Here is a 26,600-nt window from a genome sequence, read left to right as displayed (position 1 = left end):
GCGATCAAGCATCCGACTGCCGTTGTCGACAGTCGGAGAAGCTCAACCTACAAGGCCGCGTCGATTTTCTTGGCTGCGTCTTCGCTCACCCACGCGTGCCAGACTTCAGGATGTTCCTTCAAGAAGATCTTCGCCAGTTTTGGCGACTCGATCCGCTCTTTGGTCATGCGTCCCAGGTTCTGGTTCAGCAGGTCGATCGGCACGTTGACCTTTTCCAGCACGGCCACCAATTCAGGCGCTTCGTCGTGGAAAGTCTTGGACAGGCCGACCTTGATATCCACGGTCTTGTTCACGCCTGGCTTCTCTTCGAGTTTGACCACGTCAACCTGGCCCATCAGCGGCGTTGGCGACCAGTAGTAGAACAGGATCGGCTCGCCACGCTTGTAGCTCGACAGTACGGCGGCATCCAGCGCCGGGCCGGTGCCTGGGCGGAAGTTGGTGTAGGTGCTTTCCAGGCCGTAGCTTTTCAGCATTTCGCTGTTATCGAGCTCACAGGTCCAGCCAGCCGGGCAGTTGTAGAAACGGCCCTTGGAGGGCTCTTCGGCGTCCTTGAAGATCGCCGAGTACTTGCCCAGGTCGGCAATGTTTTTCAGGTCCGGGGCCTTGGCTTCCAGCTTGCGCTTGGCGTCGCCTTCGATCACGTAGCGCGGGACGTACCAGCCTTCGACGGCACCCACCACTGGCGCGCCAACACCGACGACTTTGCCGGCCTTCTCGGCCTTGTTCCAGACTTCGCTGCGGCCGACCCACTCTTCGGCAAACACCTGGATGTCGTTGCTGCTCAGGGCGTTTTCCATGGTGATGGAGTTGCCTGGCAGGCTGTCGGTCTTGCAGTCGTAACCTTTCTCCAGCACGACTTGCAGCACGTCGGTCAGAAGCATGGCGCTTTCCCAGTTCAGGCCGGCAAATTTCACCGGTTTGCCGGACTCGCACCAACCCGCCGCCTGAGTGGCGCCAGCGCTGGCCAACAGGCCCATGGAAAGCAATGTGGTCAGCAGGGTCTTGTTCGATTTCATTGTTGTGACGCTCCTAATCATGAATTGGCTTACGGCAGTCAAGAGGCATCCAGCCCTGGCAACGTCCAATCAGGCCTGCGCCGCAGCGCGACCGGCCCCGCTTTTTTTAGGTTGTACAACGCTGTCCTGCTCGACCGGCAGAATCAGTTGATCGGGCACTGTGCCGTGCCATTTTTTTGCACACACGTAATACAGGGCTGCTGGAAGCGCCAGACCGATGATCCAGGAAATATCCACATCACCCAGAGCTGCCACCAACGGACCGGTGTAGAACTTGGTGGAGATGAACGGCAGCTGCACCAGTACACCGAAAACATAGACGCTGATACCGAGGGGGTTCCAACGGCCGTAGCGACCGTTCGGATCGGCCAGCGCCGGCACGTCATAGCGCTCGCGGGTGATGCAGTAGTAGTCCACCAGGTTGATTGCGCTCCATGGCGTGAAGAATGCCAGCAAGAACAGGATGAAGGACTTGAACGCACCAAGGAACGAGTGCTGACCGAGCAACGCCATCAGGGTCGCAGCACCGACGATGACCAGCACGAAGACCAGACGCTGCAAGCGCGTGACTTTCAGGTCACCACGGAAACCGCTGATGATGGTCGCGATGCACATGAAGCTGCCGTAGGAGTTAAGCGTGGAGATGGTCACCTTGCCGAACGCGATGCTGAAGTACAGCAACGCAGCGGTGGCACCGGTCCCGCCCAGACCCACGATGTACGCCACTTCGTGGCCGGCGAATTGCCCATTGGCCGAGGCGGCGGCAAACACGCCGAGGATCATCGCCACTTGTGCGCCAATCACCGAACCCGCGCCCGCGGCGAAAAAGGTTTTCACCGAGGAAATCTTGCTCGGCAGGTAGCGTGAATAGTCCGCCACGTAAGGACCGAAGGCGATTTGCCAGGACGCTGCGAGCGACACCGCCAGCAGGAAGGTGCTCCAGCTGAAGTGGCGGATTTGCAGGAGTGCGCCAACGTCGGTCTGACTCATCAGGCGAGTGAACAGATAAACAAAGGCAATCACGCCAATGACACTGGCAACACGGCCGATCCAATGGATCACCCGATAACCGAGCACCGTTACCAGCACGATGACACTGGCGAAAATCAGGATGCCGACGCTGTCGCTGACCCCAAACAACTGGCCCAGCGCCTGGCCGGACAGCACAGTACCGGTTGCGGTGAAACCGAGGTACATCAGGCACACCAGCACGATCGGAATAGCCGCGCCATACACGCCGAACTGGACCCGACTGGAAATCATCTGCGGCAGGCCAAGCTTGGGCCCTTGCGCGGCATGCAGCGCCATGACGGCGCCGCCGAGCAGTTGCCCGATCAACAAGCCGATCAGCGACCAGAACACGTCACCGCCCAGCACCACGGCCAGGGCCCCGGTGACAATCGCGGTGATTTGCAGGTTGGCACCCATCCACAGGGTGAACTGGCTAAACAGACGACCGTGTCTTTCCGCTTCCGGGATGTAGTCGATCGAGCGCTTCTCGATCAACGGTTTGTTGCCTGCACGTTCGTCAGTGACAGCCATGGTTCAACCTCTATGGATTGTTATTCTGGGTTGGTGTGGTCCCTGTAGGAGCGAGCTTGCTCGCGATGGTGTGTCATTCACCGCTGCGTCGACTGACACGCCATCGCGAGCAAGCTCGCTCCTACAGGGGCAAGCATTACTTGCCGGTAATCATCGGCAGGTTCAGCCCTTGTTCCTTGGCACAGTCGATCGCGATCTGATAACCGGCATCGGCATGACGCATAACGCCGGTGGCGGGGTCGTTGTGCAGCACGCGAGCGATACGCTCGGCCGCTTCATCGGTACCGTCGCAGACAATCACCATGCCCGAGTGCTGGGAGAAGCCCATGCCGACGCCGCCGCCGTGGTGCAGGGAAACCCAGGTCGCACCGCTCGCGGTGTTGAGCAGGGCGTTGAGCAGTGGCCAGTCGGACACGGCATCGGAACCGTCCTGCATCGATTCGGTTTCGCGGTTCGGGCTCGACACCGAACCGGAGTCCAGGTGGTCGCGACCGATCACGATCGGCGCGGACAGCTCACCGCTACGCACCATTTCGTTGAACGCCAGACCCAGCTTGGCGCGCAGACCCAGGCCAACCCAGCAGATACGTGCCGGCAGACCCTGGAAGCTGATGCGCTCGCGGGCCATGTCCAGCCAGTTGTGCAGGTGGGCGTCGTCCGGGATCAGCTCTTTTACCTTGGCGTCGGTCTTGTAGATGTCTTCGGCGTTGCCCGACAGTGCAGCCCAGCGGAACGGGCCGATACCACGGCAGAACAGCGGACGGATGTAAGCCGGTACGAAGCCTGGGAAGTCGAATGCGTTTTCCACGCCTTCTTCCTGGGCCATCTGACGGATGTTGTTGCCGTAGTCGAAGGTCGGAATGCCCATCTTCTGGAAGTCGAGCATCGCTTTGACGTGCACGGCCATCGATTGCTTGGCGGCTTTGATCACAGCGGCCGGCTCGGTCTTGGCGCGAGCGCGGTATTCGTCCCAGGTCCAGCCGGCAGGCAGGTAGCCATTGAGCGGGTCGTGGGCGCTGGTCTGGTCGGTGACCATGTCCGGGCGCACGCCGCGCTTGACCAGTTCCGGAAGGATTTCAGCGGCGTTGCCGAGCAGAGCGATGGAAATCGCCTTGCCTTCTTTGGTGTATTTGGCGATACGGGCCAGAGCGTCGTCGAGGTCGGTGGCTTGCTCATCGACATAGCGGCTTTTCAGACGGAAATCGATGCTGACCTGCTGGCATTCGATGTTCAGCGAGCAAGCGCCGGCCAGGGTTGCAGCCAGAGGCTGGGCGCCACCCATGCCGCCCAGGCCAGCAGTCAGTACCCACTTGCCTTTCAGGTCATCGTTGTAGTGTTGGCGACCGGCTTCGACGAAGGTTTCGTAGGTGCCCTGGACGATGCCCTGGCTGCCGATGTAGATCCAGCTGCCGGCGGTCATCTGGCCGTACATGGCCAGGCCTTTGGCGTCGAGTTCGTTGAAGTGTTCCCAGCTCGCCCAGTGTGGCACCAGGTTGGAGTTGGCGATCAGTACGCGCGGAGCGTTAGCGTGGGTCTTGAACACGCCGACCGGCTTGCCGGATTGCACCAGCAGGGTCTCGTCGTCGTTCAGGTTGGTCAGGCTTTCGACGATCTTGTCGTAGCATTCCCAGTTACGTGCAGCGCGACCGATACCACCGTAAACCACCAGCTCCTTAGGGTTCTCGGCGACTTCCGGGTCGAGGTTGTTCATCAGCATGCGCAGCGGCGCTTCGGTCAGCCAGCTCTTGGCGGTCAGCTTGTTACCGCGGGCAGCGCGGATTTCGACGTCGCGAAACTTGGTACGTTTATTCTCGGTCACGAAAAGAACTCCTCAGCAATCAATCCAAACCAACCCAGGCAGTGGGCGAGCAAGCCAATGGGCATCAGTGCACACCGGCGAATCAGTGGACGATGGTTGAGTCCTCGCGACTCATACGCATACGTCTTTACTTGTACATACAAGCATATGCAATCAAGCGGCCAACTTGCTGAATGAGCATTCAAGAAAAGTTCTGAAACGGCTGGAGAGCGCCTGGAACAAGGGTTCTGGCGAAGATGAAATTTTTCAGGAGAGATTTTTGTGGCGATGGGATTTTGTTACTTGAACGTGGCTTTGCGCCACGCTGGGGCATTCGGTAACAAAGTGGTGCGCGATGGGAAACGGGGGGCAGGGAGAGAAACGACATCGCGGGCAAACATGGCCCTCTGTAGGAGCGAGCTTGCTCGCGAAAGTCGTGAACGAATACGCGTAAAACCAGATGCCCCGTGGTGCATTGAGGTTCTTCGCGAGCAAGCTCGCTCCTACAGAGGATCAGGATTGCCCGCGAAAAGGTGCCGGATCAGTGTGCGATCAGTTCAATCACACAGCACGGGCCGTTACTGGAGACTTCCAGCAGGCCGTTGTTACCGTCGAGTTGCAGGCAGTCATGGCGACCCAATTGCTGGGCACTGTTACCGACATTCACTTCCAGCGCATCGCAGACGCTGAACACCAGCACAGTGCCCGCCGAACTGAAAAACCGCTGCTCGCCCGACAACCACTGCAACCGCGCGCTATAACGCAGCGGCGCATAAATAAGGTTGAAATCGCGAATCGGACCACCGAGCAATTTGCAGGAAACCTTGCTTTCACCGCTGAAGGCAAACGGGTCCAGCGGTAACAGTGACCGAGTGTCCTGGCCATCCACCGTCAGGGTCATGCCGTCGCCCTGCAAAACGGTGATCACTCGCTCGTAACCGGCAAACGTGGAAAACCCGCCCGATTCGCCAATGTCGGCAATCGACAGGCGCCAACCAAAGCCATCCAGGCCGGTGCCCGCATCGCGGGTGATTTCTTCGGTGCTGCCGCCGCCGTTTTTCCACGGCATGCGCGGGTAATCTTTGGCGCGTAAAACCTTCAACTGATTCATTTGTGAAAGCGTCCTTCCAGACGATGACGGGAACCGGGGTGGATCAAGCGTGCGGCGGTCACCGGCTGGCGACCGGACCAGGTGCGGCGACGGATCAGCAGGCACGGCTCGCCCTTTTCAATCTGCAGCAATTTGCATTCGGACGGCTCGGCCAGGATCGCCTCGACCACGTGCTCGCCTTCGGTCAGCGGCGCGACCTGGTTGAGATAGGCGTATGGCGTTTGCAGGGTGAAGTCCTGCTTGAGGTATTCCGGCGCCACCAGCGCATTGACGAAACGGTCTTCGATTTGCACCGGGATATCGTTTTCGAAATGCACGATCAGCGAGTGAAACACCTTCTGCCCTTCGCGCATGTCCAGCGCCAGGGCACGCTCGGAACCGGCAGCCTCTTCTTCAAGGGTGATCACCTTGCAGGTGTGGCGATGGCCACGGGAGGCGATTTCGTCGGCAATGTTGTGCACTTCGAACAAGGCGGACTGGCTTTTCGGCTCGGCGACGAACGTGCCGACACCCTGCATGCGCACCAGCAGACCGTCGGCGGTCATCTCGCGCAGCGCGCGGTTGATGGTCATGCGGCTGAAGCCCAACTGGTTGACCAGTTCGCTTTCCGACGGCACACGATAGTGCGGCGGCCAGTTTCCACTGTCGATTTGCTGGGTGATCATTTGTTTGACGCGGGCGTACAAGGGCGCCGGACTGTCGCCCATGTTCGCGGCCAACGGAGAGACTGGAGGCGGAGTCGGCACGGTTAATCCTTGGTCGTTTAATGAATATCGCTAGCTTGCCGGAGTTTACCGGGCAGGCAAACGTCTGTATATGTATATACAAATAACACACGATGAGGTGCTGAACCATGTCCGCCTTCTTTGCCGAACGCGCGCTGCTGCCTAGTGGATGGGCCAACAATGTACGTCTTGAGGTCAGCGCCGACGGCGTATTGACCCATGTCCAGGCCAATTCCCATGCAGATGGCGCCGAGCGGCTGAGCGGTCCGCTGCTGCCGGGCATGCCGAACCTGCACTCACACGCCTTCCAGCGGGCCATGGCCGGGCTGGCGGAAGTGGCGGGTAATCCGAACGACAGTTTCTGGACCTGGCGCGACCTGATGTATCGCCTCGTCGGAAAAATCAGCCCGGAACAACTCGGCGTCATCGCCCGTCAGTTGTACATCGAAATGCTCAAGGCCGGTTACACCTCGGTGGCGGAATTTCACTACGTGCATCACGACATCAGTGGCCAGCCTTACGCGGATCCGGCCGAACTGGCCCTGCGTATCAGCCAGGCTGCCCGTTCCGCGGGTATCGGCTTGACCCTGTTGCCGGTGCTCTACAGCCATTCCGGTTTCGGTGGCCAAGCGCCGAACGACGGTCAGCGCCGCTTTATCAACAGCACCGAAAACTACCTCAAGCTGCAATCGCGTCTGCAACCGGTCCTGGCGCAACAACCGGCGCAAACCCTGGGCCTGTGTTTTCACTCGTTGCGTGCGGTCACGCCGCAGCAGATCAGCGAAGTGCTGGCGGCCAGCGACAAGCAATGCCCGGTGCACATTCACATCGCCGAGCAGCAGAAAGAAGTCGACGACTGCCTGACCTGGAGCGGTCGTCGCCCGCTGCAATGGCTGTACGAAAACGTCGAAGTCGACCAGCGCTGGTGCCTGGTCCACGCGACCCACGCCAACCCGGAAGAAGTCACGTCGATGGCCAGGAGCCGCGCCATCGCCGGCCTGTGCCTGACCACCGAAGCCAACCTCGGCGACGGGATTTTCCCGGCGGTGGACTTCCTTGCCCAGGGCGGGCGCATGGGCATCGGTTCCGACAGCCATGTGTCGTTGAGCGTGGTGGAAGAATTGCGCTGGCTGGAATACGGCCAGCGACTGCGTGACCAGCGGCGAAATCGTTTGTATGGCGCAGAGCAGCCAATGGTCGGCCGCACGTTGTTTGATGCCGCGCTGGATGGCGGTGCTCAGGCGCTGGGCCAGCCGATTGGCGCACTGGAAGTCGGCAAGCGCGCCGACTGGCTGGTGCTCGACGGCAACGATCCGTATCTGGCAACGGCCAGCGGCGACGGGATTCTCAACCGCTGGCTGTTTGCCGGTGGCGATCGTCAGGTGCGGGATGTGTTGGTGAACGGCCAGTGGGTGGTGCGTGATGGGCGCCATGCTGATGAAGAAGAAAGCAATCGCGCCTTCGCCCAAGTCCTGCGCGAACTTTTAGGCTGATACAAAACAAAATGTGGGAGCGGGCTTGCTCGCGAAGAGGACATCACATTCAACAGAGATGTTGACTGACAGTCCGCCTTCGCGAGCAAGCCCGCTCCCACATTTGGATATGCGCTGACGGTTAGTTCGAGGTCTCGGCCATCTGCTGTTCCGACGCCCGCCAGATCAGTCGCGTGGTGTCGTAACCCTGCTGACGCGCCTTGCTCAGCAGCTCCTCACGCACCACACCGTTCACGGTCGGCGTGCGCGACAACAGCCACAAATATTTCCGGCTCGGGTCACCGACGATGGCGGTCTTGTAGTCATCGCTGACGTACAGCACCCAGTATTCGCCCTTCGCCGTACCCGGGATCAGCCTGGAGAACCAGGTATCAAACTCGACCCACAGCTTGTCGTTCTTGCCGGGCTCCTGTGGATAAGCCGTGCCCTTGACCTCCTCCCATTGCCACTGCGCCGTCAGGCAGCGGTTCAGCACCGCCACGTTACCGTCAGGCTTGAGCGTGTAATGGGCTTCGGATTGCGCGCAGTCACGCTGGAAGTACATCGGCATGCGGGCCAACTCATACCAGGTACCCTGGTAGCGCTTGAGGTTGACGCTTTTGACCGTCTTGGGGGCCAATGGGTCCAGGCCAGACGTAGCACAGCCGGCCAACATCAGGCCGGCAAAAAGGATGATCAATAACCGCTTCATTATTTTTCTCCCGTGGGCAATCGCCCCGGTTTACTTCAGGCCTTGGCCGGAAAACATCAGCACTTTGTCACCGGCGAACTGCACGCTGATAAAGCTGTTCTTGTCGCCCCAGGTGCAACTGGACATGCCGAGCGCGCCTGAACAATCGGCAGGTTTGCCCAACAGGATCTCCACATCGGCCTTGGCCATGCCGGCCGAGAGTTTCGAGTAGTTTTCCTGATTGACCTTGCTGCAGGCAGCGAGCAATACGCAGAACGAAAGCAGGGCGATGGAACGCAGCGACATGGTGAAACTCCGGGGGGCGTAGGGGATTGGCATGGCTGCCAAGCTGAAGCTTAGAAGAGAAAAGCCCTGTCAGGTTCCCTGCCCGGCAGGCTATTTATCGGGCCACTCGTCTACCTTTTGCCGAAAATCAGCCACTTTCCGTGTTTACCGGGCATTTCGTCGTTTTTCAGAAAATCAGCCTAATCTTTGGCGCCGTTCAGTCGACATAAATGCAACACAAAGCCACATCGGTGGCATTTGCTCCCTCATTTTGTAAAACAGCCCCTGTGCGGTAGCTCATCCATGACCAGAAACATGAAGTTCAGCCACAAGATATTGCTGGCTGCCGCCCTCGTGGTAGCCGTCGCATTCGCTTGTTTCATCCTGTTCAACGACTATCGCCAGCGCGAAACCTTGCGTAACAGTACCGAAGCCTCGATGCAGGAACTCGGCAGCCTGACCACCAGCAACATCCAGACCTGGCTGGAAAGCCGCATGCAATTGCTGCAATCGATGGCCCAACAGGTCAGCGCCGATGGCAATGCTGCCGCCAGCCTGAAACGGATCATCGACCTGCCCGCCTACACCGGCAACTTCCAGCTGAGTTACTTCGGTGGCGCCGACGGCGTGATGTTCTCGGTCCCGGCGGGCAACCGCGCAGCGGACTACGACCCACGCGCCCGTGGCTGGTACAAGGCGGCCAATAACGCGCAAAAGACCATCGTCACCGAACCGTATATCGCCGCCTCTTCCGGCAAACTGGTGATCACCGTGGCCACTCCGGTACAGCACCAGGGCCAGATGATTGGCGTGGCCGGGGCCGACATCGACCTGTCCAGCGTCAGCGCGATCATCAACTCGCTGAACTTCGGCGGTCACGGTCATGCGTTCATCGTCGGTGCCGACGGCAAGATCCTGATTCACCCGGACAGCAAGCTGGTACTCAAGAGCCTGGCTGAGGCCTATCCGGGCGACACGCCGAAAGTCAGCCCGGGCCTGAAAGAAGTCGAGGTCGACGGCAAGCGCCAGTTCATCTCCTTCACCCACGTCAACGGCGTGCCATCGGCGGACTGGTACGTGGCACTGGTGCTCGACCAGGAAACGGCGTTCTCGATGCTCAGCGAGTTCCGCACCTCGGCGATCATCGCCATGGTGATTGCCGTGGTGATCATCATCGTCCTGCTGGGCATGCTGATCAGCCTGTTGATGCAGCCACTGCTGACCATGGGTCGCGCCATGCACGACATCGCCGAAGGCGAAGGTGACCTGACCAAACGCCTGACCATCCACGGCCACGACGAATTCGGCGCACTGGGGCTGTCGTTCAACCGCTTCGTCGAGCGCATTCACACCTCGATCATCGAAGTATCCTCGGCCACCGGTCAGGTCAACGAAGTGGCGTTGCGTGTAGTCGCCGCCTCGAACTCGTCGATGTTCAACTCCGACCAGCAAGCCTCGCGCACCAGCAGCGTCGCCGCGGCGATCAACCAGCTCGGTGCCGCCGCCCAGGAAATCGCCCAGAATGCCGCCCTCGCCTCGCAACATTCCAGCGATGCCCGCAGCCTGGCCGAAGACGGCCAGCAAGTGGTGGATAAAACCATCGCGGCGATGCAGCAGTTGTCGGCGAAGATCAGCGATTCGTGCGGCAACATCGAAACCCTCAACAGCAACACGGTCAACATCGGGCAGATTCTGGAAGTGATTACCAGCATTTCCCAGCAAACCAACCTGCTGGCCCTGAACGCCGCCATCGAAGCGGCCCGCGCCGGTGAAGCCGGGCGTGGTTTTGCGGTGGTGGCCGACGAGGTACGCAACCTGGCCCACCGTACCCAGGACTCGGCGCAGCAAGTGCAGACGATGATCGAAGAGCTGCAAGTCGGTGCTCGCGCAGCGGTGGGCATCATGACCGACAGCCAGCGCCAGAGCGAAAGCAGCGTCGGCATCGCCAACCAGGCAGGCGAACGCCTGGGCAGCGTGACCCAGCGCATCGGCGAGATCGATGGCATGAACCAGTCGGTAGCGACGGCCACCGAAGAACAAACCGCCGTGGTGGAATCGATCAACGTCGACATCACCGAGATCAACACACTGAACCAGGAAGGTGTGGAGAACCTGCAGTCGACCTTGCGTGCGTGTGCCGATCTTGAGCAGCAGGCGGCGCGGTTGAAGCAGTTGGTGGGTAGCTTCAGGATCTAATTGTTCTCTCGGGCCCCTTCGCGAGCAAGCCCGCTCCCACATTTGATCTTCAGTGCGACAAAGATCCCTGTGGGAGCGGGCTTGCCCGCGAAGGCGGCATCAGCCGCCATGAAGATCTAGAACCTTGACCCCGGCTTGGAGAGAAACACCAACTCCTCAGCCGTAGACTCCCTTCCCAACACCGCATTGCGATGCGGAAACCGTCCAAATTGCGCAATCACCCTCTGGTGTCGCTCGGCATAGTCCAGGTAATCGCTGAACAGCGCCCGATCGACTTCCGGCTGCTGCGCCACCAACTCGATGTAGCGCGAGACGCCTTCGTTCTGCACCGCAAGGTTTTCGCTGTGCTCGAACACCAGGTAGATGAACACCCGCTGGATCGGTTGCAACTGCCGGTCGAAATCCGCGGCAATGCCTTGGGCCACCAGCTTTTGCGCCCGGAGATCGCCTGAAAAGGCTTTGGGAGTATCGCGAAAGATCATTCGCGGGATTTGATCGAGCAACAACACCAGGGCCAGCCAACCTTCGGGACGTTGCATCCACTCGGTCAATCCGCCGGCCAGTGCCTGCTCGACCCAGTCCCCGAAACGCTCGCGCGCTTCGAGGTCCTGGCTGTCGCGCTTGCCGAACCACAACTTGCCCTTCTGCGCCGCCACTTCGCTCGCTGATTCAGAGCTTCCGAACCACCAATCAAGCAACGGCTGCCAGGGCGCGGTCATGGTTTATTCCTTGTGGTAAGCCGTGACGCGGGCAACTTCTTCTTTCGAACCGAGGAACACCGCAACACGCTGGTGCAGGCCTTCCGGCTGGATGTCGAGGATGCGCTGGTGGCCGTCGGTGGACGCGCCGCCCGCTTGTTCCACCAGGAACGACATCGGGTTGGCTTCGTACATCAGGCGCAGTTTGCCCGGCTTCGACGGCTCGCGGCTGTCACGTGGGTACATGAACAGACCGCCGCGGGTCAGGATTCGGTGCACGTCGGCGACCATCGCGGCAACCCAACGCATGTTGTAGTTCTTTTTCAGCGGGCCTTCATCGCCTGCCAGCAATTCGCTGACGTAGCGCTGTACCGGTACTTCCCAGTGACGCTGGTTGGAAGCGTTGATGGCAAATTCCTGGGTGGCTTCAGGAATGGTGATGTTTTCGTGGGTCAGCACGAAGCTGCCCATTTCACGGTCCAGGGTGAAGCCTTTCACGCCGTCGCCCAGGGTCAGGATCAGCATGGTCTGCGGACCGTAGATCGCGTAACCGGCGGCCACTTGCTGGGTGCCTGGCTGCAGGAAGGCCTTTTCATTCAAGGGCTCGTTCTGGCTCAGGTATTCGTTCGGGCAACGCAGTACCGAGAAGATGGTGCCGACCGGGGCGTTGATGTCGATGTTCGACGAACCGTCCAGCGGGTCGAATACCAGCAGGTACGCGCCTTTCGGGTATTTGCCCGGGATCTGGTAGGCATTGTCCATTTCTTCGGACGCCATGCCGGCCAGGTGACCGCCCCACTCGTTGGCTTCGAGCAGGATCTCGTTGGAGATCACGTCGAGCTTCTTCTGCACTTCGCCCTGGACGTTTTCAGTGCCCATGCTGCCCAGAACGCCACCCAGGGCGCCTTTGGACACGGCGTGGTTGATCTCCTTGCAGGCACGCGCCACCACTTCGATCAGGAAGCGCAGATCGGCAGGAGTGTTGTTGCTGCGGGTCTGCTCAATCAAATAGCGACTCAAGGTAACGCGGGACATGGAAGGCTCCGGTGGAATGGGGGGGCTAAAAACCCGCGCAGTTTAGCGCGAGTCGAGGCGCATTTCCTCCTATCAGACGTGATCGGTCAAAGAGAGTTCATGTGCGGGGATGAGCGTAGTTGGAAATGGGCTGCGCGTGGAGCTCGAATGGATAGCAGATTTCAATATCTTTAGTGATCGGCAGACCGTATTCGCGAGCAAGCCCGCTCCCACACTGGATCTGCTGCGTGGCACAAAAATGCTGTGTGCACAGCTGGTCCAATGTGGGAGCGGGCTTGCTCGCGAATGGCGCGAAGCGCCAGCCTTCTTCAGGATTTGGCAGACGGCTTGCGCAGCAAACTGAACGCCATCGCCGCCAGGAACAAGACACTGAGCAACAACACCGCCCACAAGCCGAACTTCTTCCAGTGGATGTCCGTCGTCGCCAGCGTTTTCTCCGTCGTTGCCTTAGAGGCCACCGCCCCGACATCCACCATGGCCCGGCCCAGGGTCGCCAGCTTCTCCGGGCTGTAATCCGGAATCAGCGTCGACAGCGGCAGGTTCGCCGCCTTCGCCGTCGAATTTCCCACGACCAGCGTATAAGGCCCTGGCCCGCGCGCCAGGAACACCAGTTGCGTGGCGCGCACGGCAAACTTCAGCGTCGGCGCCTGAACACCCAGGCCGCCACCGCGTTCATCCACGGTCAGTTTCAATTGCTGTACGAATTGCCCTGACAACGACAATTCGTTTTGCACTACGTCCTGACCGTTCTGGGTCAGGCGATAGAGCAAACCGCTGACCGCTGGCTGCCACGGCAGGCTGCTGTCGCGACGACCGGCCAGGCTCACCGGCGCCAGGCTGTTGGGCTGGCTCAACTCAACCTGCACCCGCTCGACATACAGCCCCATCGGCAACTGCCAGGTGTATTCACCCGCCTTCACGCTGCTGCCGGCTAATGCCTGGGACCAGACCAACGGCAGCGGCAGGCTGCGGGTGCTGGCGCTTTGCAGTTGCGCCGAAGTCAACGTCGGCGCCGAATGCGGTGTGATCCACAGTAACCGCAAGTAGCGCGCCGACTGGCCCGGCAGGCTGATTGCACGCTGTTCGACCCGCTCGTCGGCAAAGGTCAGGCGCGCCACCTGCCCTTCGCCCCAGGACCGCCAATGCTGCAAATCGTCGCTGGCTTCGAGAGTGAAACGCTGGAAGCCGTCGTGCTCGCTGGTCCAGTCGAGAATCAACTGCTGCAACGGTGCCTTGATAGCGGAAGCGTCGAGCAGCCAGCCGCGCAACTCCTCCTCACCCGCCTCCAGCTGACTGGAGGGCTGTACCTCGACCAACGTGCCGTTGGCGCTCGTTTGCACCCGCACGCTCGGCGCGGTTTCAGTGGCGTCCACCGAGCTGTACAGCGCAAACCATTTCACCTCGGTCAAGGTGCGGGTTTCACTGCTCTGCGCCGACTGCCGGGCCAGGGCATAAGCCTGAACATCACCCACGGCATTGAACACACGCACATCGCTCAGGTCAGCCTGCCGTGCGTTCAGTTGTACGCTCAGGGGCAGCTCAAGGCGATACCAAGGGCCTTCGCCCGTCACCGACAAGGGCACTTGCGTGGTGAAGTCCGCCGGTTTTTCCTGCGCAACCGTCGACAACACCACACCCATTGCAACAGCGCCCAGCCAGCCCAGGTTCAGCTTCTGATTCAAGATGACACTCCTTCGGATTCCGGGACCGGTTTCTCGGTATCCGGCACAGCTTCGGCGCGTTTGGGCGGTAGCGGGGCGAAATAGCCCACCACCAGCAGCAACACACCGACACCGATAAACGACACGATCCGCGCCAGCCCGCCGCGATTACTCAATTCGACAAAGAACAGTTTGGCCACCACCACGCCGATCAAGGCGGCGCCGATCAGCCAGACTTCGCGGCGGCGACGCAAATGGCCGCCGATCATCAGGCTCAGGGCCATCAAGGTCCAGACGATGGACAGCCCGGCTTGTACCCGCATCGACTCCAGCAACAGATCCAGCTCATAGGGCACGGCGCTCCAATGGTGCGCCGTGCGCATCACCAGCGCAGTAAAGAACACGAACAGCGAAGCACCTGCGACCCATTGCGTGGCGTTGGCGGCGTAATCCTCGCGGACCGCCAGTTGCGTCATGGCGCTGCGGGACCAGACATAGACGCCGAACAACGCAAACAACAGGCCCAGCTCCAGCGGGTTGATCAATGGCACGTAGGGCAATGGCTCGGCGTTGCCGTCACTGGCCATATTCGCCAGCCAGAACCAACCGAGCATCAACAACGCCAGTGGCGCGGCAGCGTATACGCGGTATTCGCGTGGGTACGCCGACACCGGCCAAGGCCACGCGCGAGGTGCCGCCATCAACAGCAGATAGAGACTTGGCAGAATCGCCCAGCCCAACCAGCGCCAGGCGTTGTATTGCTCGGACAACACCAGCAAGCCGTAACGCATCTCCAGGGCCAGCACGCCAATCAACAGCCAGCAACCAAACACATGGGCGACACTCGATGCCTGTGTCGGCAGCATTGGCGCCAGGCGTCGCAGGGACATGAAATGCACCGCGAACACCGCGGCCCACGCCAGCCAGCCGAAGTTGGCGGCCGGGTGATAACGCGAATGCCAGGCCGCGAGCAGCACCAGCGCCGCAACAGGAATCAACACCGTGCAGAGTCCCCCCAGCGACGGCCAACTCAGGCGCAGTGCCAATATCGTCCACAACGCAACACTCACGGCAGCGACGCTCAACAACAAGGTCGCCTGCATCGGCAACGGCGCAAAGTGCAGCACGTCGATGACCCAGGCCAACGCCCACCAGCCTGCGCCCCACACCAGCAACGCCTGGGACAACCGCAATAGACTCAGTCCTTCGAACGCTCCGGGCGAACGACCCATCTGCAAACGCCAGGCACCGACCATCGCGGCCAATCCCAGCACCAGCGGCGCCCAGAATCCGCCATGGGCCAAGGGTTGCAGGCCGTCACTGAACTGCGGTCCTGTCACCAGGAACAGCGCGCCACCCAACCATTGCACAGCCAGCGCGGTGAACAGGAACGTGCGCGATTGCAGCTGCAGGCCGACAAACAATGTCAGCGCCCCGGCCAAGGCCCAACTGATTACCGTGCCGTGGCTGAAGAAAAACAACGGTGCCAGCAAATAGAGAAACGCCAGCCCGAGGCAAGCCAATACCGGCAGGCCCTTTAGTTCCCAAGGCCTGATCTGTTCCGGCAAGGCTTTACGCAACTGATGGAAACTGAACAGCAATGCGATGCCCAGCAACAGCGCGCCTAATGGCACACCGCCGAGCAGGCTGCTCTCGCTGCTGTGCAACTCGCTGAGAAACGCCAGTGCCGAACCCAGTTGCAGGAGCAAGGCAAAGGCCCGGGCCAAGGGCCTTTGTTGGCGCAGGCCGAGCCAGAAGATCCCCGCGCCTTCCACCGCCCACGCCGCCGTCGTCCAGCGTGCATCGAGCCCCAGCGGAATCGCCAGGCTGGCGAAGATCACGCCCAAGGCCAGGCAGGTTTCCCCCAGCAACAGGGTGCGCCCGGCCATCAGCCAACGGGCGAACCCCATGTAAATCATACCCAGCGCCAAGGCACTGAACGCCGCGGCGAATTCCAGATGCTGCACCAGTGCGAACTGCAAGCCGAAACCCACCAGCGGCGGACCGAACAGCAACGTGCCGTCGACGTAGTCTCCCTTGCGCGCCGACCACTGCAGCAGCGCTTCGCGACTGTTCTCTGTCGGTGCATCGCCCATCTCCATCAGCTTGCGCCGGGCGAACAGCAGTCCAATGGCCAGGTACATCAGGAAAAACACAGTCAGAAACGGCTCGGTGCTCCACAGCAGCTCCGGCGAGTAGGAGCGCAGGCCCCAGGCGAAACCGATGCCGAAGGTGCCGCTGAACCCGATGACATTCAACAGCCGCCAGGCCTTGAACCAGGCAATGGCGAGGATGCCGGTGTTGAGCAGGGCAAAGTAACTGAATAGCGCGACGTGGTTGCCGGCGCCGGTGGAGGCCAGGATAGGCGCGGCGAATCCGCCCAGTGCGGCAGCGGCAGCCAGCCCCAGGGAATCCTGGGTAATGGCGAGGATTGCCGAACAGACCGTCACTGCCACCAACAGGCCAAATGCCGCCGTGGGGTCGAGCAACGGATGCAGGCGCATCGCGGCAAACACTGTCAGGTACAACACGGCGATCCCGGCGCCTTGCAGGATCAACGCATAACTGCTGTTGCGGGTTCTCAACCACCAACCCAGCCCAAGCAAACCCAATGCTGCCGCCGCAACGCCTGCGTAGCGCAACTCAACCGGCACCACCATGCCTTCGGTGGCGTAGCGCAACAAAAAGGCCAGGCCGAGGAACAGCAGCACCACGCCGACCCGCAACACGGTATTGCCGCCGAACAGCCAGGCGCGGGCGCGGCTGATGGCGCGGTCAATGAGATTCGGGCCACGCGGGGGGACAGGTGGTTGTGCTGCGCGAGCGATCGGCTCGGGCTTCCAGGCATCGACAGGCTGTGGACGACTGGTTTCGCTGGCCGCTGCGGCGATCGGCTCGAGCTCTGGCGGCAATTCCCAGATCAATTCCGTGGCTGCGGCAGGTACTTCATCAAGGATGGTTTCAGGTGATACAAATGGTTCGCGGGTTTCCGGCGCCTTGACGCCTGACGCTTCGAGCGCCGCCAGCCGTTGCTCGACCGCTTGCAGCGCTATCTGCGCCTGTTCCAGCAGGCGCTGCTGCTCTACCGCCTTAGACCCTAAACGCGCAATGCCAATCGCCTGGCCGATACCCAATCCGAGTAATGCGCCCAGCAGCGCATCACTGAATGACTCGTCGAGTATCCAGCCAAGCACCAGCCCGACGAGCATAAAAATCCATTGCATGGTTGATATCCCTAAGCAGCCCCATCGCGGGGCAAATCCGGGTGGTACAGCGTCTGGTTCAGTCTAGTGGCCAGACACCCGGAATCCAGTGTGAGAGCAGATTACATCTGCACCACAAACCCAAAGTGGGAGCGGGCTTGCTCGCGAAGGGGACATCACATTCACCATTGATAGTGAATGTCAGTCCGCTTTCGCGAGCAAGCCCGCTCCCACAGGGGGTGAAGATGACGCTTAGTATATCGACCTAGCCCGGCAATACGGGGGTAAAACTACTCCAGCGCCTTCCAGATCTCCGTGGCGTACTCGCGGATGGTCCGGTCGGACGAGAACCAACCCATCCGCGCCGTGTTCAACACCGCTGAACGCCACCATTCTTTCGAATCGTGCCAATGGGCTTCGACGCGCATCTGCGCGTTCCAGTAGGAATCGAAGTCGGCACAGACCAGAAAGCGGTCGTAGTCCACCAGCGAATCGATCAACCCGGTGTAACGGGACGGATCATCCGGCGAGAACACCCCGCCGCGAATCGCTTGCAGCACATCGTTCAGACGATGGGATGCGGCGATGTCCGGTACGGCACTAAACTCATGGTTCTGCTTGCGTGCTTCCACCTGCTGCGCACTGAGGCCGAAGATGAACATGTGTTCGGCGCCGATGCGCTCGCACATTTCCACGTTGGCCCCGTCCAGAGTGCCGATGGTGAGCGCGCCGTTCAGGCCGAATTTCATGTTGCTGGTACCGGATGCTTCGAAACCGGCGGTGGAAATCTGCTCGGACAAATCCGCCGCCGGAATGATGCTCTCCGCCAGGCTGACGTTGTAGTTGGGCAGGAACACCACCTTGAGCAAGCCGCGCACGGTCGGGTCGTTGTTCACCACCCGGGCGATGTCGTTGGTCAGCTTGATGATCAGTTTGGCCTGGTGATAACTGGCTGCCGCCTTGCCGGCGAAGATCTTCACCCGAGGCACCCAGTCGATTTCCGGCTCCGCGCGGATCGCCTGGTACAACGCCACGGTGTGCATCAGGTTGAGCAACTGGCGTTTGTATTCGTGGATACGCTTGACCTGTACGTCGAACATCGCCGCCGGGTTCACCGCGACACCCAAGCGCTCATGAATCAGGTACGCCAAGGCTTTCTTGCTGTGCAGGCGTTGCTCGGCAAACGCCTTGCGAAACGCGCTTTTCTCGGCGAACGGTTCGAGGGCGAGCAAGCGCTCTTCCGGGTTATCCAGCACTTCAGGCCCGAGGGCATCGACCAGCATCGAGGTCAGCTCGGGGTTGGCCTGATACAACCAACGACGAAAGGTGATGCCGTTGGTTTTGTTGTTGATCCGCTCCGGGTAGAGCTTGTGCAGTTCGGAGAACACCGTCTTGCGCATCAGTTGCGTGTGCAAACCGGACACGCCGTTGACGCTGTGGGAGCCGAGAAACGCCAGGTTGCCCATGCGTACCCGGCGACCGTTGTCTTCCTCGATCAGCGACACCGCGCGCAGTACGTCGAAGTCGTGGATGCCTTTGGCCCGCAGGGAGTCGATGTGGTGGGCGTTGATCAGGTAAATGATCTGCATGTGCCGCGGCAACATGCGCTCCATCAAGCCGACCGGCCAGGTTTCCAGCGCTTCGGGAAGCAAGGTGTGGTTGGTGTAGGACAACGTATCGACGGTGACCTGCCAGGCCGCATCCCACGCCACGTCATACACGTCGACCAATTGCCGCATCAGTTCGGCCACGGCAATCGAGGGGTGGGTGTCGTTGAGCTGGATCGAGGCGTGATCGCCCAGGGTCAGCACTGAGGTGTGCATGTTGCGATGGCGGCGCAGCAAATCCTGCAATGAGGCGGCGACGAAGAAATACTCCTGGCGCAGGCGCAACTCCTGGCCAGCCTCGGTGCTGTCCGCCGGGTACAGCACCCGGGAAATACTTTCGGCCCGGGCCACTTCGGCCACGGCACCCAGATGGTCACCGGCGTTGAATCGTTCAAGGTGCAAATCTTCCATGGCCCGGGCGCGCCACAGGCGCAGCGTGTTGACGCTCGCCCCGCGCCAGCCGACCACCGGCGTGTCGTAGGCAATCGCCCGCACGGTTTCCGCCGGGGACCAGATTTGCCGGGATTTGCCGGCGTCGTCGGTCAGGGTCTGGACACTGCCGCCAAAACCGATGGTGTAAACCACTTCCGGCCGCTCGAACTCCCAGGGGTTGCCGAAATCCAGCCAGTGTTCGGTCTGCTCCTGCTGCCAGCCGTCGACAATCGCCTGGCGGAACAACCCGTGCTCATAGCGGATGCCGTAGCCATGACCGGCGATGCCGAGAGTCGACATGCTTTCCAGGAAACACGCCGCCAGACGCCCGAGGCCGCCGTTGCCCAGAGCCGCATCGGGCTCCAGCAAGCGGATGCGCTCAAGGTCGACGCCGAGTTCGGTCAGGGCTTCACGGGCCACATCGAGCAGGCCGAGGTTGCTCAGGCTGTCGAAGAGCAGCCGGCCGATGAGAAACTCCAGGGAAAGGTAATAAACGCGCTTCTGGCCTTTGCGGTAAATCTGCCGCGTGTGGTCCATCCAGTGCTCGACCATGTGATCCCGCGCGGCCAGGGCAATGGCTTCGAACCAGTCATGGTCGAAGGCGTGATCCGGGTCTTTACCCACTGCATAAGTGAGTTTGGTCAAGACGGCGTCGCGGAATGCGGCCACCTCTGCTTCGCGAACAAGTGGTTCTTGAGTCATCGATAGGACCTCGAGCGAGCTTGGGTTGTCTGAGCCTAGACGGTCTGACAGGCGGTAGAGGCTCTGGTTCGGCAGTTTTTCCTTTGAATACGAGCTGGTCCGACAATGCGTTGTCATGTGCCTGAATGAATGCAGGGCCCGTGCCTATTTTCCGGTTGTTTGCACCGCCCGCGAAAAAAATCTGGCGAAAGGTTGTTCAAAAATCCACCAGTCCCGGTATGATCGCGCGCCCTGATGCACACGCTGGTAACAAACGATGATGAAGCCGAACCTGATCGCTGCCGCAGAGATCGACCGCCTCGATACCTGGGCCAAGTACTCTGCCCCGATGTGCGGCTCGTGCATGTCCAGCTGCTGCACCCTGCCCGTCGAGGTCAAGATCAAGGATCTGATCCGCATCGGTATCGTCGACGAGTTCGAGCGCGGTGATCCGCCGAAGAACATTGCCAAGCGCCTGCAAAAGGAAGGGATCGTCGAGCGTTACAACCAGAAGTCGGAAATCTTCACCCTGCAGCGCATGAGCAACAACGATTGCCTGTACCTGGATCGTAAGAGCCGTCTGTGCACTATTTATGAAAAGCGCCCGGATACTTGCCGCAACCACCCGAAAATCGGCCCGCGGCCGGGGTATTGCGCGTACAAGCCGAAAGAAGTGGAGCGCGAGCGGAATTCGCGGAGTATCGAGCGGTTCTGATACCTCCTGACATTTTCGGCGGTTGATCGGCCGCCTTCGCGGGCAAGCCCGCTCCCACATTGATGGGTGCCGGACATAAATTATATGTACGACACAAAACCCTGTGGGAGCGGGCTTGCCCGCGAAGGGGCCGGCACAAACACCGCATAAATCCCACACAAACAAAAACGCCCCCGGCCTTTCGACCGGGAGCGTTTTCGTTCAGCCGGGGCTAAATCTTATGCCTTGGCTTGTTCGAGCGCAGTGATCCGCCAAACCCTCGAAAAGTTTTAACGACCGTTACTGCTCGATGTAGCAGCGGTCGAGCCCCAGCGAGGCCGCGTTCGGCTGCGAAGCAGTCGTAAGCGTTTTGCGGCCGCTGCGCGCCCGAACGCAGCCTCGCAGGCTCGGCAGCTGCTACGGCCACACAAACAAAAACGCCCCCGGCCTTTCGACCGGGGGCGTTTTCGTTCAGCCGGGGCTAAATCTTATGCCTTGGCTTTCTTGGCAGCGCGGGTACGCTCGCTTTCGTCAAGAATTTTCTTACGCAGGCGAATCGACTTTGGAGTCACTTCACACAATTCATCGTCCTGGATGAATTCCAGAGCCTGTTCCAGGGTGAAGCGAACAGGTGGAACCAGGGCGATGGTTTCGTCTTTACCCGAAGCACGCATGTTGTCGAGCTTCTTGCCCTTGGTAGGGTTGACGCCCAGGTCGTTGTCACGGCTGTTCAGGCCAACGATCTGACCGTTGTAGATTTCCTGACCGTGTTCAACGAACAGCTTGCCACGCGCCTGCAGGGTTTCCAGGGAGTAGGTCAGTGCCTTGCCGGTTTCAACCGAAACCAGAACGCCGTTCTGACGGCCGGACATGTCGCCGGACTTCATCACGTCGTAACGGTCGAAGATCGAGGTCAGGATGCCAGCGCCGTTGGTCAGGGTCAGGAACTGGTTACGGAAACCGATCAGACCACGAGCAGGGATGTTGTATTCCAGACGTACACGGCCCTTGCCATCCGGCACCATGTTGGTCAGGTCGCCCTTACGCAGGCCCATCTCTTCCATCACCTTGCCCTGGGATTCTTCCGGCAGGTCGATGGTGACGTTTTCAAACGGTTCGTGCTTCACGCCGTCAACCAGACGGATGATCACTTCCGGACGGCCTACAGCCATTTCGAAGCCTTCGCGACGCATGGTTTCGATCAGTACCGAGAGGTGCAGCTCGCCACGGCCGGAAACCTTGAACTTGTCAGCCGAGTCGCCTTCTTCAACGCGCAGTGCAACGTTGTACAGCAGCTCTTTGTCCAGACGTTCCTTGATGTTACGGGAAGTCACGAACTTGCCTTCTTTACCGCAGAATGGCGAGTCGTTTACCTGGAAGGTCATGGAAACGGTTGGCTCGTCGACGGTCAACGGCTTCATCGCTTCAACGGTGTCCGGGTGGCACAGGGTGTCGGAGATGAACAGCGAGTCCATACCGCTGATGCATACGATGTCGCCTGCAGCAGCTTCTTCAACGTCTACACGGTGCAGACCGTGGTGACCCATCAGCTTCAGGATACGACCGTTACGCTTCTTGCCGTCGGCGCCGATAGCGACAACCGGGGTGTTCGGCTTGACGCGACCACGAGCGATACGGCCAACGCCGATAACACCCAGGAAGCTGTTGTAGTCCAGTGCGGAGATTTGCATCTGGAACGGACCTTCACGGTCAACAGCCGGCGCCGGTACGTTGTCGACGATCGACTGGTACAGCGGGGTCATGTCTTCAGCCATTTCGGTGTGGTCCAGACCGGCAATACCGTTCAGGGCCGAGGCGTAGACGACTTTGAAGTCCAGCTGTTCTTCGGTGGCGCCCAGGTTGTCGAACAGGTCGAAGATCTGGTCCAGAACCCAGTCCGGACGCGCGCCTGGACGGTCAACCTTGTTGATGCACACGATTGGACGCAGGCCGGCTTCGAAAGCCTTCTTGGTCACGAAACGGGTTTGCGGCATAGGGCCGTCTTGAGCGTCAACCAGCAGCAGAACGGAGTCAACCATCGACATTACGCGTTCAACTTCGCCGCCGAAGTCGGCGTGGCCCGGGGTGTCCACGATGTTGATGTGGTAGCCGTTCCAGTTGATGGCGGTGTTTTTCGCCAGAATGGTAATACCGCGCTCTTTTTCCTGGTCGTTGGAGTCCATCACGCGCTCGTCGTTGAGCTCGTTGCGCTCCAGGGTGCCGGATTGACGCAGGAGTTTGTCTACCAGGGTGGTTTTACCATGGTCAACGTGGGCAATGATGGCGATGTTACGTAGATTTTCGATCACTTGTGTATCTCGATCAGAGGATTCGGTGTGCTGACAAGTCTTGGCAGCGATTAACAGTAGCGTCCGTGAAAGCCGTTACAGCTTGACGGTGGCATCGGGGGGCCGGTGACGCAGGCCACAGGCAAACAGCCCCGGGCACTTAGCTCGGTCGATAAACGCGCACATTGGCATGCCCCTCACTGAGCAAATGGTGGGCATGCAGGCGACTCATCACGCCTTTGTCGCAATACAGCAGGTACTGGCGAGTAGGGTCCAGTTCCTTGAAACGAGCGTTCAGTGCATAAAACGGCATCGTTTGTACCTCGATGCCAGCAAGGTCCAGCGGGTCGTCTTCAGCGGCATCCGGGTGACGGATGTCGATGACGATCTGACCGGCCAGCGCTTCGCTGACTTCTTCAATCTGCAGGTCCTGGCCCAATTCGTCGATCACCCGATCGATCGGCACCAGCTTGGCGTTTTCGAGCGCACGCTCGAGCACCGCCATATCGAATTCTTTCTCTTCGTGCTCGACACGGTAGCGCTTGGCGGCCGTCTTCGGATTGACCGAGATGACGCCGCAGTACTCCGGCATGTGCCGGGCGAAATCGGCGGTGCCGATTTCGTTGGCCGTATCGATGATGTCCTGTTTGTGGCTGGCGATCAGCGGGCGCAAGACCAGTTTGTCGGTCACGCAATCAATCACCGACAGGTTCGGCAATGTCTGGCTCGACACCTGGGAGATCGCCTCACCGGTGACCAGTGCCTCGATGTGCAGTCGATCGGCAATTTGGGACGAAGCGCGCAACATCATACGCTTCAATACTACGCCCATATGACTGTTATCGACTTTGCCGAGAATTTCGCCCAGCACTTCTTCGAACGGCACACTGACAAATAACACGCGCTGGGAGCTGCCGTACTTCTTCCAGATGAAATGCGCGACTTCCATGACGCCCAGTTCATGGGCACGTCCGCCCAGGTTGAAGAAGCAGAAATGCGCCATCAGGCCGCGGCGCATGATCTGGTAGGCCGCCACGGTGGAGTCGAAGCCGCCGGACATCAGCACCAGCGTCTGCTCCAGCGCGCCCAGCGGATAACCGCCAATGCCGTTATGCTGGTTATGGATCACAAACAACCGTTGGTCGCGAATTTCGATACGGACTTCGATTTCCGGGTTTTTCAGGTCAATTCCGGCGGCGCCGCACTGGCGACGCAACTGGCTGCCGACGTATTTTTCGACATCCATGGAGCTGAACGGGTGCTTGCCCGCGCGCTTGCAGCGCACCGAAAAGATCTTGCCGGCCAGCGCATCGCCATAGTGCAGCTTGCACTTTTCAAGCACGTCGTCGAAGTCGACGTACGGGTATTCATCGACCTGCAGGAAATGCGCGATGCCCGGCATGCAGCTCAGGCGCTCGCCCATCTCTTTCAAGGCTTTGGGCTCGGTGACGCGGGTTTCCAGCTCGAGGTTGTCCCACACGCCGTTCACCACCACGGCCGGGTCCAGATCGCGGAGCACGGCACGGATGTTCTTGGCCAATTGACGGATGAAACGCATCCGTACCGGGCGGCTCTTGATGGTGATCTCGGGGAAGACTTTTACGATTAATTTCATGGAAACAGCGCGCGCAGGGCCTGCCGAAAAAGGGGGGCGCGGATTATAGCGGAAATTGCTCAAGGTTTAACCAGTTAATGTGCAGAAGGTTTTGCGCGCACCAAAACAGGTCACTTATTGGATTTAGCGCCACATTACAGGGCGAGATTTTCTGCTTTAAAGCGCAAAATGCCCTCACTAGCGTGTTTTTGGGGCAAAAAACCCATGGTGGGGCACTGGCATGCAATTTGCTCCCTTGTGAGGCAGGTTGCCTTGGCAGAGTATTCGCGCCGGCATCACCCACATTTAAGGGCATCCATTACTAGCCCGAAGCCACCCGGAGGACACTATGTCGAAGTCGGTTCAACTCATCAAAGATCATGACGTCAAGTGGATTGATCTGCGCTTCACGGACACCAAAGGCACTCAGCACCACGTGACCATGCCGGCTCGCGATGCGCTGGATGACGACTTCTTCGAAGTCGGCAAAATGTTCGACGGTTCCTCCATCGCTGGCTGGAAAGGCATCGAAGCCTCCGACATGATCCTGATGCCGGACGACTCCACCGCTGTTCTGGATCCGTTCACCGAAGAACCGACCCTGATCCTGGTCTGCGACATCATCGAGCCTTCGAGCATGCAAGGCTACGATCGCGACCCACGTGCGATCGCCAAGCGCGCCGAAGAACACCTGAAAGCCACCGGTATCGGTGACACCGTATTCGCCGGTCCAGAGCCAGAGTTCTTCATCTTCGACCAGGTCAAGTTCAAGTCCGACATTTCCGGCTCCATGTTCAAGATCTACTCTGAACAAGGTTCGTGGATGTCCGACCAGGACATCGAAGGCGGCAACAAAGGCCACCGCCCAGGCGTCAAAGGCGGCTACTTCCCGGTTCCACCGTTCGACCACGACCACGAAATCCGTACCTCCATGTGCAACGCACTGGAAGAAATGGGCCTGACCGTCGAAGTTCACCACCACGAAGTGGCGACTGCCGGCCAGAACGAAATCGGCGTCAAGTTCAACACCCTGGTGAAGAAAGCCGACGAAACCCAAACCCTGAAGTACGTCGTGCACAACGTAGCCGATGCCTACGGCCGCACCGCGACCTTCATGCCTAAGCCTCTGTACGGCGACAACGGCTCGGGTATGCACGTACACATGTCCATCTGGAAAGATGGCAAGAACACCTTCGCTGGCGAAGGCTATGCCGGCCTGTCCGACACCGCCCTGTACTTCATCGGCGGCATCATCAAGCACGGTAAGGCCCTGAACGGCTTCACCAACCCGGCAACCAACTCCTACAAGCGTCTGGTTCCAGGCTTCGAAGCTCCAGTGATGCTGGCCTACTCGGCTCGCAACCGTTCCGCTTCGATCCGTATTCCTTACGTGTCGAGCCCGAAAGCCCGCCGTATCGAAGCACGCTTCCCGGATCCGGCTGCCAACCCGTACCTGTGCTTCGCCGCACTGTTGATGGCTGGCCTGGACGGCATCCAGAACAAGATCCACCCTGGCGACGCCGCTGACAAAAACCTGTACGACCTGCCGCCTGAAGAGGCGAAAGAGATTCCACAAGTTTGCGGCAGCCTGAAGGAAGCCCTGGAAGAGCTGGACAAAGGTCGTGCGTTCCTGACCAAAGGCGGCGTTTTCAGCGACGACTTCATCGACGCTTACATCGCCCTGAAGAGCGAAGAAGAAATCAAGGTACGTACCTTCGTACACCCACTGGAATACGAGCTGTACTACAGCTGCTGATCCGGTAGCGCCTGCGCAAGCGGCGTGACAAAAAGAGGCCTCCTTCGGGAGGCCTTTTTTATTGCCCACGATTCAACGGCTGACGCACATCCCTGTGGGAGCGGGCTTGCTCGCG

18 protein-coding genes and 1 pseudogene are annotated in these 26,600 nt (G+C 59.9%); 5 read left to right on the top strand and 14 right to left on the bottom strand.

Annotation, left to right across the window (positions count from 1 at the left end; all coding sequences use genetic code 11):
• Positions 1 to 47: 47 nt before the first annotated feature.
• The 5 genes from PMI28_RS09100 to hutC all read right to left on the bottom strand — a co-directional run bounded on the left by PMI28_RS09100 (position 48) and on the right by hutC (position 6,174).
• On the bottom strand, positions 48 to 1,016 hold the full coding sequence (locus tag PMI28_RS09100; protein WP_007989251.1) for an ABC transporter substrate-binding protein: 969 nt from the start codon (positions 1,014 to 1,016) through the stop codon (positions 48 to 50).
• 69 nt (positions 1,017 to 1,085) lie between these two features.
• On the bottom strand, positions 1,086 to 2,558 hold the full coding sequence (locus tag PMI28_RS09105; protein WP_007989248.1) for a purine-cytosine permease family protein: 1,473 nt from the start codon (positions 2,556 to 2,558) through the stop codon (positions 1,086 to 1,088).
• Positions 2,559 to 2,694: 136 nt separating this feature from the next.
• Positions 2,695 to 4,377: a urocanate hydratase gene (gene hutU / locus PMI28_RS09110; protein ID WP_007989246.1), complete on the bottom strand. Its 1,683-nt coding sequence runs from the start codon at positions 4,375 to 4,377 to the stop codon at positions 2,695 to 2,697.
• Positions 4,378 to 4,897: 520 nt separating this feature from the next.
• On the bottom strand, positions 4,898 to 5,467 hold the full coding sequence (locus tag PMI28_RS09115) for a HutD/Ves family protein (RefSeq protein WP_007989244.1): 570 nt from the start codon (positions 5,465 to 5,467) through the stop codon (positions 4,898 to 4,900).
• Positions 5,464 to 6,174 carry a histidine utilization repressor gene (gene hutC, locus PMI28_RS09120; protein WP_177318976.1) on the bottom strand — a complete coding sequence of 237 codons (711 nt, stop codon included), beginning with the start codon at positions 6,172 to 6,174 and terminating at the stop codon, positions 5,464 to 5,466. The genes PMI28_RS09115 and hutC overlap by 4 nt, the downstream gene beginning before the upstream one ends.
• 146 nt (positions 6,175 to 6,320) lie before the next feature.
• Here hutC and PMI28_RS09125 point away from each other — a divergent pair, with 146 nt between their 5' ends.
• Positions 6,321 to 7,685 (top strand): formimidoylglutamate deiminase, encoded by a 1,365-nt coding sequence (locus PMI28_RS09125; RefSeq protein WP_007989240.1) that lies wholly within the window; start codon positions 6,321 to 6,323, stop codon positions 7,683 to 7,685.
• A gap of 121 nt (positions 7,686 to 7,806) precedes the next feature.
• Here the strand turns inward: PMI28_RS09125 and PMI28_RS09130 are convergent, their stop codons facing one another.
• Together PMI28_RS09130 and PMI28_RS09135 are read right to left on the bottom strand one after the other, a co-directional pair.
• Complete coding sequence (locus PMI28_RS09130) at positions 7,807 to 8,376, bottom strand: lipocalin family protein (RefSeq protein ID WP_007989238.1); 570 nt, start codon at positions 8,374 to 8,376, stop codon at positions 7,807 to 7,809.
• A gap of 30 nt (positions 8,377 to 8,406) precedes the next feature.
• Positions 8,407 to 8,661, bottom strand: coding sequence for a hypothetical protein (locus PMI28_RS09135; RefSeq protein WP_007989235.1), 255 nt, complete (start codon positions 8,659 to 8,661; stop codon positions 8,407 to 8,409).
• A 282-nt stretch (positions 8,662 to 8,943) separates the two neighbouring features.
• Here PMI28_RS09135 and PMI28_RS31645 point away from each other — a divergent pair.
• Both PMI28_RS31645 and PMI28_RS31640 read left to right on the top strand, forming a co-directional pair.
• Positions 8,944 to 9,978 (top strand): annotated as a pseudogene (locus PMI28_RS31645) (HAMP domain-containing protein); the annotation flags it as partial.
• Positions 9,979 to 10,071: 93 nt separating this feature from the next.
• Entirely contained in the window at positions 10,072 to 10,836 is a 765-nt protein-coding gene (locus tag PMI28_RS31640; protein WP_371318464.1) for a methyl-accepting chemotaxis protein, read from the top strand.
• Positions 10,837 to 10,952: 116 nt separating this feature from the next.
• Here the strand turns inward: PMI28_RS31640 and PMI28_RS09145 are convergent, their stop codons facing one another.
• From PMI28_RS09145 to PMI28_RS09165, 5 genes are all read right to left on the bottom strand, one after another.
• Entirely contained in the window at positions 10,953 to 11,555 is a 603-nt protein-coding gene (locus tag PMI28_RS09145) for a DUF924 family protein (protein ID WP_007989231.1), read from the bottom strand.
• Positions 11,556 to 11,558: 3 nt separating this feature from the next.
• The gene (locus PMI28_RS09150) at positions 11,559 to 12,569 is read right to left on the bottom strand and encodes a class 1 fructose-bisphosphatase (RefSeq protein WP_007989230.1); all 1,011 of its coding nucleotides are present in this window, start codon (positions 12,567 to 12,569) and stop codon (positions 11,559 to 11,561) included.
• Between the two features lie 308 nt (positions 12,570 to 12,877).
• Positions 12,878 to 14,251 (bottom strand): DUF3999 domain-containing protein, encoded by a 1,374-nt coding sequence (locus PMI28_RS09155; protein WP_007989229.1) that lies wholly within the window; start codon positions 14,249 to 14,251, stop codon positions 12,878 to 12,880.
• Positions 14,248 to 17,454, bottom strand: a complete 3,207-nt coding sequence (locus PMI28_RS09160) for a DUF2339 domain-containing protein (RefSeq protein ID WP_007989228.1) — start codon at positions 17,452 to 17,454, stop codon at positions 14,248 to 14,250. Before PMI28_RS09160 ends, PMI28_RS09155 begins: the two co-directional genes overlap by 4 nt.
• A 269-nt stretch (positions 17,455 to 17,723) precedes the next feature.
• The gene (locus tag PMI28_RS09165; RefSeq protein ID WP_007989227.1) at positions 17,724 to 20,174 is read right to left on the bottom strand and encodes a glycogen/starch/alpha-glucan phosphorylase; all 2,451 of its coding nucleotides are present in this window, start codon (positions 20,172 to 20,174) and stop codon (positions 17,724 to 17,726) included.
• 256 nt (positions 20,175 to 20,430) lie between these two features.
• Here PMI28_RS09165 and PMI28_RS09170 point away from each other — a divergent pair, with 256 nt between their 5' ends.
• A complete protein-coding gene (locus PMI28_RS09170) occupies positions 20,431 to 20,868 on the top strand; it encodes a YkgJ family cysteine cluster protein (RefSeq protein ID WP_007989226.1) in 438 nt (145 codons plus the stop codon).
• A 467-nt stretch (positions 20,869 to 21,335) separates the two neighbouring features.
• Here PMI28_RS09170 and typA read toward each other — a convergent pair whose 3' ends face one another.
• Both typA and thiI read right to left on the bottom strand, forming a co-directional pair.
• The gene (gene typA, locus PMI28_RS09175) at positions 21,336 to 23,156 is read right to left on the bottom strand and encodes a translational GTPase TypA (protein WP_007989225.1); all 1,821 of its coding nucleotides are present in this window, start codon (positions 23,154 to 23,156) and stop codon (positions 21,336 to 21,338) included.
• Between the two features lie 139 nt (positions 23,157 to 23,295).
• On the bottom strand, positions 23,296 to 24,750 hold the full coding sequence (gene thiI, locus PMI28_RS09180) for a tRNA uracil 4-sulfurtransferase ThiI (RefSeq protein WP_007989224.1): 1,455 nt from the start codon (positions 24,748 to 24,750) through the stop codon (positions 23,296 to 23,298).
• Between the two features lie 328 nt (positions 24,751 to 25,078).
• Between thiI and glnA the strand changes: the two genes are divergently transcribed.
• Positions 25,079 to 26,485, top strand: coding sequence for a glutamate--ammonia ligase (gene glnA, locus PMI28_RS09185; RefSeq protein ID WP_007970634.1), 1,407 nt, complete (start codon positions 25,079 to 25,081; stop codon positions 26,483 to 26,485).
• The last annotated feature ends 115 nt before the right edge of the window (positions 26,486 to 26,600 follow it).

The organism is Pseudomonas sp. GM48, from assembly GCF_000282335.1.
GTDB lineage: Bacteria > Pseudomonadota > Gammaproteobacteria > Pseudomonadales > Pseudomonadaceae > Aquipseudomonas.
Note: the sequence above shows the minus strand (reverse complement) of the source record. Positions and strands in the feature narration are given on the sequence as shown.